The organism is Nocardia concava NBRC 100430 (assembly GCF_000308815.1).
Lineage (GTDB): Bacteria > Actinomycetota > Actinomycetes > Mycobacteriales > Mycobacteriaceae > Nocardia > Nocardia concava.
The window spans coordinates 38,905-45,711 of sequence record NZ_BAFX01000196.1; the positions used below are offsets into that span (position 1 = coordinate 38,905).

Genomic DNA, 6,807 nt, shown 5'->3' on the forward strand with positions numbered 1-6,807 from the left:
CCGTTAGCTCCCCGCCCGCCAACGGCCGCGGGCGCAGCAGCGGTACAGGCCGGAGCCGCACACCGTTCCGCACGGTCGAGAATGCCGGAACCGGACAAGTCTGTCTGTCGGACGTTCGACGGACAGCGGACCCCGCTACCAGCATGCTCGGCCCGATCCGCTTGGGTACCGTGTCCGGGTGCCGCGCGACGAACCGACCCATGCCGCGGTCGCGCAGGAAGCGATGCTGCTGGCCATCCGATTCCGTCACGCGGCCTGCCTGCTGCTGACCGTCGTGCACCTGGCGAGCGGCGGGACCGATCCGGCTCCGGGCCACGCGGTCACGGTCCTGCTGGCGGTGTGGTCGGCGGCGCGCCTGTGGGGGCGGCGACTCGGGCCGTGGTGGACCGCGGCCGACCTCGCGGTGGTGGCGATCTATCTGCTGGGCACCACGAGTGTGGCCGCGTCCGGGATCGGCACCAAGGACCTCATCGATGTGAAGGTCGTCGCGGCGACGGTGATCTCGGTGGGCATCGCGGAACGGGTGCGGGTGTCGGCCGCGGTGACCGTGGTGATCCTGCTGCTGCTCTACCACGCCAATCGCGAGACGCCCGGCCTCACGCCGTGGAGCTTCCTCTCCGATCTGTCCGTCGGCTACCTGGTGGTGGAATGGCTGCTGGCCGTCGGTGTGCGCCGGGTGGTGCTGCGCGCGGCGACCGTGCACGACCGCACCGTGACCGCGGCCGCCGACTCCCGCATCGCCAGCCGGGTGGCGGCCGCGCGGCGGCGCTACGAACACGAGCAGTGGGCGGTCATGCACGACACCGCGGCCGCCACGCTGCTGATGGTCGGGCAGGGCGCGGCCGCGGATCCCGAACGCATCGCACGGCAGGCGGCGCGCGATCTCACCGTGCTGAACTCCGGTATCCCGCTGCCCGGTGACGAGGCCGAGGCCGATCTGTCGAAGCTGTTGCGGGAGTTGAGCACCGCCTGCGCCACCCCGGTCACGCTGCGCACGCCCGGCCCGCTGCGGATTCCGCGCGCACTGGCTTGGACGGTCACCGCCGCGGCCCGCGAGGCGCTCACCAATGTCGACCGGCACGCGCACGCGAGCGAGGCGGTGATCGACGCCGGAGCGGGACGCCTGGTCATCACCGACGACGGGATCGGATTCGACGGGCCGCCCGGCGAAGACCGCTACGGCATCCGGCACTCCATCATCGAGCGGGTGCGGGAGGTGGGCGGCGATGCGGACATCATCAGTGCGCGCGGCCGCGGCACCGAGGTGCGGCTCAGCTGGCCGGTCACCGAACCCGTTGCCGCCGAAGTGGATTCGTTCGACGAGTCCGAGACCGATACCGGAATCGAGCGGCTCGGAAGGAATTTCGGGTACGGCATGGTGGGCATCGCCGTCGTCGACACCCTGCTGCAGTCCACACTCACCACGGCGGCGGCTACCCCGCCGACGGTGGTGAACGCACTGCTGGTCGCGACCAATGTGGGGTGTGCGCTGGCGGCTTTGATCCGACGCCGCAGCGAGCCCGTCACCCTTGGTCTGATGGCCGTGGCGACCGCCGCCTCGCTGGTGCTCACCGCGTGGCTTCCGGTGGATGCCGTTCTCGCAGGTGCGAATTGGTCGATCGGCGCGTCCGGCTGGGCCGTGGTCGCGCTCGGCTTCCGGCTGCCGCCCCGGCTGGCGCTGTCCGCCCTGACCGCCTGGTGGCTGCTGGTGTGCGCGGTGATCCTGGTGCGCGCGCCGAGCGCCGAGAACCTCACGGTGCTCGGGTATCACACGGCCGCCATCTTCTTCCTGCAGGTGTTCACCGCCTGGTTCGCGGCCACCCTCGACCGCGCGGCCCGGCAGGCGGCCGCCCTGCACGGGGAACGCCTGCGACATCGCACCACCGACGCCGTCGCGCGCATGCACGAACAGGAATGCGTGCGCCGCTATCGCGAACTGCTGACCGAATTCACCCCGCTGCTGAGAGGTTTGGCCGACGGCACCCTGAGCCCCGAGGATGCGGGTGTGCGGACCGCGGCCCGCACCGAGTACGCCCGGCTGCGCCGCCTGTTCACCCAGCGCGACGGCGTCGGGCATCCGCTGCTCGCGGACCTGCGCACCGGAATCGACGCCGCCGAACGGCGCGGAGTGGCGGTCACCGTCGAGACCGCGCCCGCCGCACTCGAGCTGCCCGACGCCGTCCGCGGCCACCTGGTGGCCGCGACTCGAATCATGCTGGACGCCAGCCGTTCCCGCGCCCGCGTGGTGGTGACCGCCGACGCCGACGGCTGCACGGTCAGCGCGCTGGGTGACTGCCCGATCGAAACCCTCGACCGGTTGTCCACCCTGACCGACTCCGCCGTGCACACCGAGGTGGTCACCGCCGGCGAATTGCTCTGGGCGCGACTGCATCACCGCTTCGAGTCAGAGGGAGCCCGATGATCCGCATCGCCATAGTCGACGACCACCCTCTCATCCGCGACGGCGTCCGCGGCTGGTGCGCCGCCGCCGACCCCCACATCCAGGTCGTCGCCGACCACCCCGACCCCGCCGCCTTCCTCGCGGCCACCGGCCCCGACCGAGGCACGCTCGACGCGGTGGTCTTCGACCTCCAATTCGACCAGCGCGCACCAGATCTCACTGCCCTCGCCACCGTCTGCACCCGCGGCCACCGCGTCGTCATCTACTCCCAGCACACCGAACCCCACCTGGTCCGAGACTGCCTGGACCTGGGGGCGGTCACTTACCTCTCCAAAACCGAAGGCCGCGACCACCTCATCGCCGCCCTCCACGCCGCCGCCGATGTCCGCCCCTACCTCAGCCCCACCATGGCCCGAGCCATGAGCACCGACGCCGACGACCGCCCCAAACTCTCCCACCGCGAACGCGAAGTCCTGCTGGCCTGGTTCCAAACTGAATCCAAAGCCCTGGTAGCCCAACAGCTCTACATCACCGTCGGCACGGTGAACACCTACCTCGAACGTATCCGAGCCAAGTACGCCTCGGTAGGCCGCTCAGCCCCGACCAAGGCAGCCTTGGTAGCCCGAGCCATCCGCGACGGCCTGATCACCACCGACGATCTCTGAAAATTTTCGACCGCACCCAACACCCGGCTACCGGTGAGCCCTAGGCGGAGGGGCTGGCGATCAGGCACCACAGGGCGATAGCCGGGTCAAGGTTGCACCACCCGCCCGCAACCGGTTCGGTTGCTGCCGGAGTGGGGGATTCGAGCGGGGCCGGGGAAGCCATGGCCGGGGCGGCGGCGGTCACGGTCGCCGCGGCGATCAGGGCGCCGACAAGAACTCCACGCTTCACGAACATTCGAAACTCCTCGGGACAAGATCGAAGACTGCTATGGGTCAAAGGTTGGGTGAATCAGCTTGCAATGCAGGCAGATCCGACATTGATGCCGGTTCCGATGTCCACGGGCTGCCTGATCTGAGCCGTGGCATTCGGCTGGACGGCATAGATGTAGGTGACCTTCGTGGACGATGGAGTCCACGTCGCCTTCGCCACGCCGCCGACAGGCTTCGCCTCGGCAAATCCGCTGGGACCCTGCCCTTCTTCGAAGAAGTAGACCGTCTGACTGTCGTCGTCGACCGACACCGTCACGGTGTACGAGCAGGTTGTCCCATAACGATGAGTGCCGAACGTAGAGGCGGGCGCAATCGCGATGCTGGTGACGGTCGCGGATGCCGACGGCGCCGACAAGGCGGTGAGCGTCGCGGCAACACCCAGCCCCACAGCCGCCGCAGCGCCCCGTTTCATGTTGTACGACTTCGAAATTCGCTGCACGAGTATCCAAACTCCTATCAGATGTCAGGGCCCGCGACACCGGCCGATCCGACATCGCTCCCACACGGACCTGCCTACCCGCGTGATCATTCCCACCCCATTCGTCGGATGATCCGATGCAGCCGTTAACCCAACCCACGACCCCAAAACTAGGGTCTGGCGGCGTGTGGCCCCCAAGAGCGACGAGCATGCAATCCGGCAGGCAAATCGCGAGAAGAGTTGTGCGTCAGTGCATTCTCACGGAGTCAGCCGAGCCAGGGGGTGTGGCGTTGGTCCTGGTGGTGCTGAAGTCTCAGGCGGACGGTGGGGTGCACCGGTAAGGATTCGAGCTCGCGTTGCGAGAGGAAGCGAACTTCGGTGGATTCGTCGGAGACTTGGATTTCTCCACCCACCACGCGGGCGTTGTAGACGACGGCGAACTGTTGCCGAACCTCGCCGTCAGCGTATTCGATCACATGCTCAGGATCGGTGTAGATACCCAGGAGGCCGGTAATTTCGATGTCCAGCCCTGTCTCCTCACGAGTCTCGCGAACCACGCAATCCTCCAGGGTTTCACCGATCTCCATGATCCCGCCGGGCAACGACCAGTTGCCGGAGTCGCCGCGACGTTGCATGAGCACGCGGCCGTGCTCATCGACCACCAGAGCCGAACCCCCAGGCTTCAGCGAATTGGGCTTGGGCGCGTTCGGGTCTCGGTAGTAGTCACGCCGTGAGCCCATTGGTCAGTCCTTGTGTCGTCGTGTACGGGGTTGTCGTACCCCATATCTGCTCGAACTGGTCCGCGAACGACTCGAATATGCCGTGCGGAGACAACCTCCGCAGATGCAGCGCGGTGTGCTGGTAACCCCTGGCTCGGAACAGGTACGGGGTAACAATCATCTCGGAGTCGAACCGAAAAACGGAGTTATCATCGTCACCGATTCGGAGGGGATCGGGTTGCACATGCGAACTTTTGAAATTCTTGCGGGACAAGCGGTTTACGGGGAGGACGCGAAGCGGTTGATCGGCAAGGCACTGGAAACGCACCAAACCAGCTGACCCCGGGCGGATCGCTAGTCGCCACCTTCCGCGTCGAGGTCTACTTCGATTTTGTCGCGGTCGGCCCATTCGAGGAGGGGGTCGATGTTGAAGACGGCTTCGTCGATGCCGGCGTGGAGGTCGCCGAGGTCGGCGTAGCGGGCGGGGACGGTTTTGATGGTGAAGTCGGCGGGGTGGATTTCGGGGATTTCGTTCCAGCGCACCGGAGTTGACACGGTCGCCTCGGGGACGCCTCGGACCGAGTAGGCCGCCGCGATGGTGTGGTCTCGGGCGTTTTGGTTGTAGTCGACGAAGAGTTGGGCCGGGTCGCGGTCTTTGCGCCACCAGGCCGTGGTGACGTCTTCGGGGGCGCGGCGTTCTACTTCTCGGGCGAAGGCGAGGGCGGCTCGGCGGAGGTCTTGGAAGCCGAAGTCGGGGGCGATGCGGACGTAGATGTGTAAGCCCTTGCCGCCGGAGGTTTTCGGCCAGCCGACGGCGCCCAGGTCGTCGAGGACCTCGTGGGCCACTTCGGCTACTCGTTGGACTCGGGACCATGGGCAGTCGGGCATGGGGTCGAGGTCGATGCGCCATTCGTCGGGGAGTTCGGTGTCGAAGCGGCGGGAGTTCCAGGGGTGGAACTCGACGGTCGACATCTGGACTGCCCAGATCACGTCGGCGAGCTTGTCGACGCAGAGTTCGTCGGCGGTGCGGCCGTAGCGGGGGAAGTACAGCTGGACGGTGGGAATCCAGTCGGGGGCACCGCCGGGGATCCGCTTCTGGTGGACCTTGCCGCCGGGCAGGCCCTTGGGGAAGCGATGCAGCATGCAGGGTCGGTCCCGCAGGGCGTTGACGATGCCGTCGCCCACGCTCATGTAGTACCGGACCAGGTCGAGCTTGGTCGCCCCGGTCTCCGGGAAGTACACCCGGTCCGGATTGGACACGCGCACCGTGTGCTCGCCGACCTCCACCTCGATCGACGGAGCTGACTTGCTGGCCACCCGTCCGACGGTAACCGGCATTCCGGTCTGCCGCATGCCGCGACGCGGTCAATGTGGTGAACTAGAACACGTTATAGTTTCAGGCGATTCGGGCAGTGCTAGCCGGTTTTTCGTGCGAAAGGTGGTCGCAACGGTGCGGACCTGGGATTCTTCGGCCGATGTCGTGGTGGTCGGATACGGCGGGGCGGGGGTCGCGGCGGCCTTGGCGGCGCGGGAATCCGGGGCCGAGGTGCTGGCACTGGACCGGTACCTGGGCGGCGGGGCGACCGCGCTGTCGGGCGGCATCGTGTACGCGGGCGCCGGCACCTGGGTGCAGCGCGCGGCCGGGGTCGAGGACGACGTCGAGAACATGCTGGCGTATCTGCGGGCCGAGGTCGGCGACACCGTGAGCGAGGCGACGCTGCGGCGATTCTGCGAGGAGTCACCGGCCATGATCGACTGGCTGACCCGGAACGGAGTGCCGTTCCAGGCGTCGCTGTGCCCGTTCAAGACCTCGTACCCGACCGACGACTATTACCTCTACTACTCGGGCAGCGAAAACTCCGGCGCCTTCCGGGAATTGGCGACACCGCGCCAGCGCGGGCATCGCGCACACGGGCGCGGGGTCTCGGGCAAGAAGCTGTTCGGACCGCTCGCCGCGACGGCCGCGAAGAACGGCGTCCGGGTCCAGATCGGAACCAGGGCAACGAAACTCGTGGTCGAGGACGGCCGGGTGATCGGAGTCGAGGCGACCACGATCAGTGGCGCGCCCCTCGCGGTGCGGCGCCGGTTCGCCGCGCTGGCCAGGATCTCATCGAAACCCGGTGTATACCACCAGGGTTTGCGCAGGGCGGTACAGCTGCTACTGGACCGCATCGAGCGACGCTACGGCCGCGCGGTGCGCATCCAGGCCCGCTCCGGGGTCATCCTCACCACCGGTGGATTCATCGCAAATGGCGAGATGGTCGCGCGGCACGCACCCGAGTACCCGTGGGCCGAGGGCCTGCCGCTGGGCACCGCCGGCGACGACGGCAGCGG

At 67.7% G+C, this 6,807-nt stretch carries 8 protein-coding genes; 4 read left to right on the forward strand and 4 right to left on the reverse strand.

All coding sequences use genetic code 11. From position 1 onward, the window contains the following. The first annotated feature begins 178 nt into the window (after positions 1-178). Together ON43_RS38360 and ON43_RS38365 are read left to right on the forward strand one after the other, a co-directional pair. On the forward strand, positions 179-2,422 hold the full coding sequence (locus ON43_RS38360; protein WP_040815605.1) for a sensor histidine kinase: 2,244 nt from the start codon (positions 179-181) through the stop codon (positions 2,420-2,422). Next, entirely contained in the window at positions 2,419-3,066 is a 648-nt protein-coding gene (locus ON43_RS38365; protein ID WP_040815606.1) for a response regulator, read from the forward strand. Before ON43_RS38360 ends, ON43_RS38365 begins: the two co-directional genes overlap by 4 nt. 40 nt (positions 3,067-3,106) lie before the next feature. On the opposite strand, the gene ON43_RS38370 is transcribed toward ON43_RS38365, so the two are convergent. The 3 genes from ON43_RS38370 to ON43_RS38380 all read right to left on the reverse strand — a co-directional run bounded on the left by ON43_RS38370 (position 3,107) and on the right by ON43_RS38380 (position 4,494). Continuing rightward, positions 3,107-3,301 (reverse strand): hypothetical protein, encoded by a 195-nt coding sequence (locus ON43_RS38370; RefSeq protein WP_040815607.1) that lies wholly within the window; start codon positions 3,299-3,301, stop codon positions 3,107-3,109. Between the two features lie 54 nt (positions 3,302-3,355). Continuing rightward, complete coding sequence (locus ON43_RS38375) at positions 3,356-3,775, reverse strand: hypothetical protein (RefSeq protein ID WP_157514359.1); 420 nt, start codon at positions 3,773-3,775, stop codon at positions 3,356-3,358. A gap of 245 nt (positions 3,776-4,020) precedes the next feature. Beyond that, positions 4,021-4,494: an NUDIX domain-containing protein gene (locus ON43_RS38380; RefSeq protein WP_040815609.1), complete on the reverse strand. Its 474-nt coding sequence runs from the start codon at positions 4,492-4,494 to the stop codon at positions 4,021-4,023. Between the two features lie 103 nt (positions 4,495-4,597). On the opposite strand from ON43_RS38380, the gene ON43_RS45295 reads away from it, so the two are divergent. Beyond that, positions 4,598-4,813: a hypothetical protein gene (locus tag ON43_RS45295; protein ID WP_157514360.1), complete on the forward strand. Its 216-nt coding sequence runs from the start codon at positions 4,598-4,600 to the stop codon at positions 4,811-4,813. Between the two features lie 14 nt (positions 4,814-4,827). On the opposite strand, the gene ligD is transcribed toward ON43_RS45295, so the two are convergent. Then, positions 4,828-5,790: a non-homologous end-joining DNA ligase gene (ligD, locus tag ON43_RS38390; RefSeq protein WP_040815621.1), complete on the reverse strand. Its 963-nt coding sequence runs from the start codon at positions 5,788-5,790 to the stop codon at positions 4,828-4,830. A gap of 112 nt (positions 5,791-5,902) precedes the next feature. Between ligD and ON43_RS38395 the strand changes: the two genes are divergently transcribed. Next, on the forward strand, positions 5,903-6,807 hold a 905-nt coding region (locus ON43_RS38395; protein WP_245568970.1), incomplete at its 3' end, for an FAD-dependent oxidoreductase.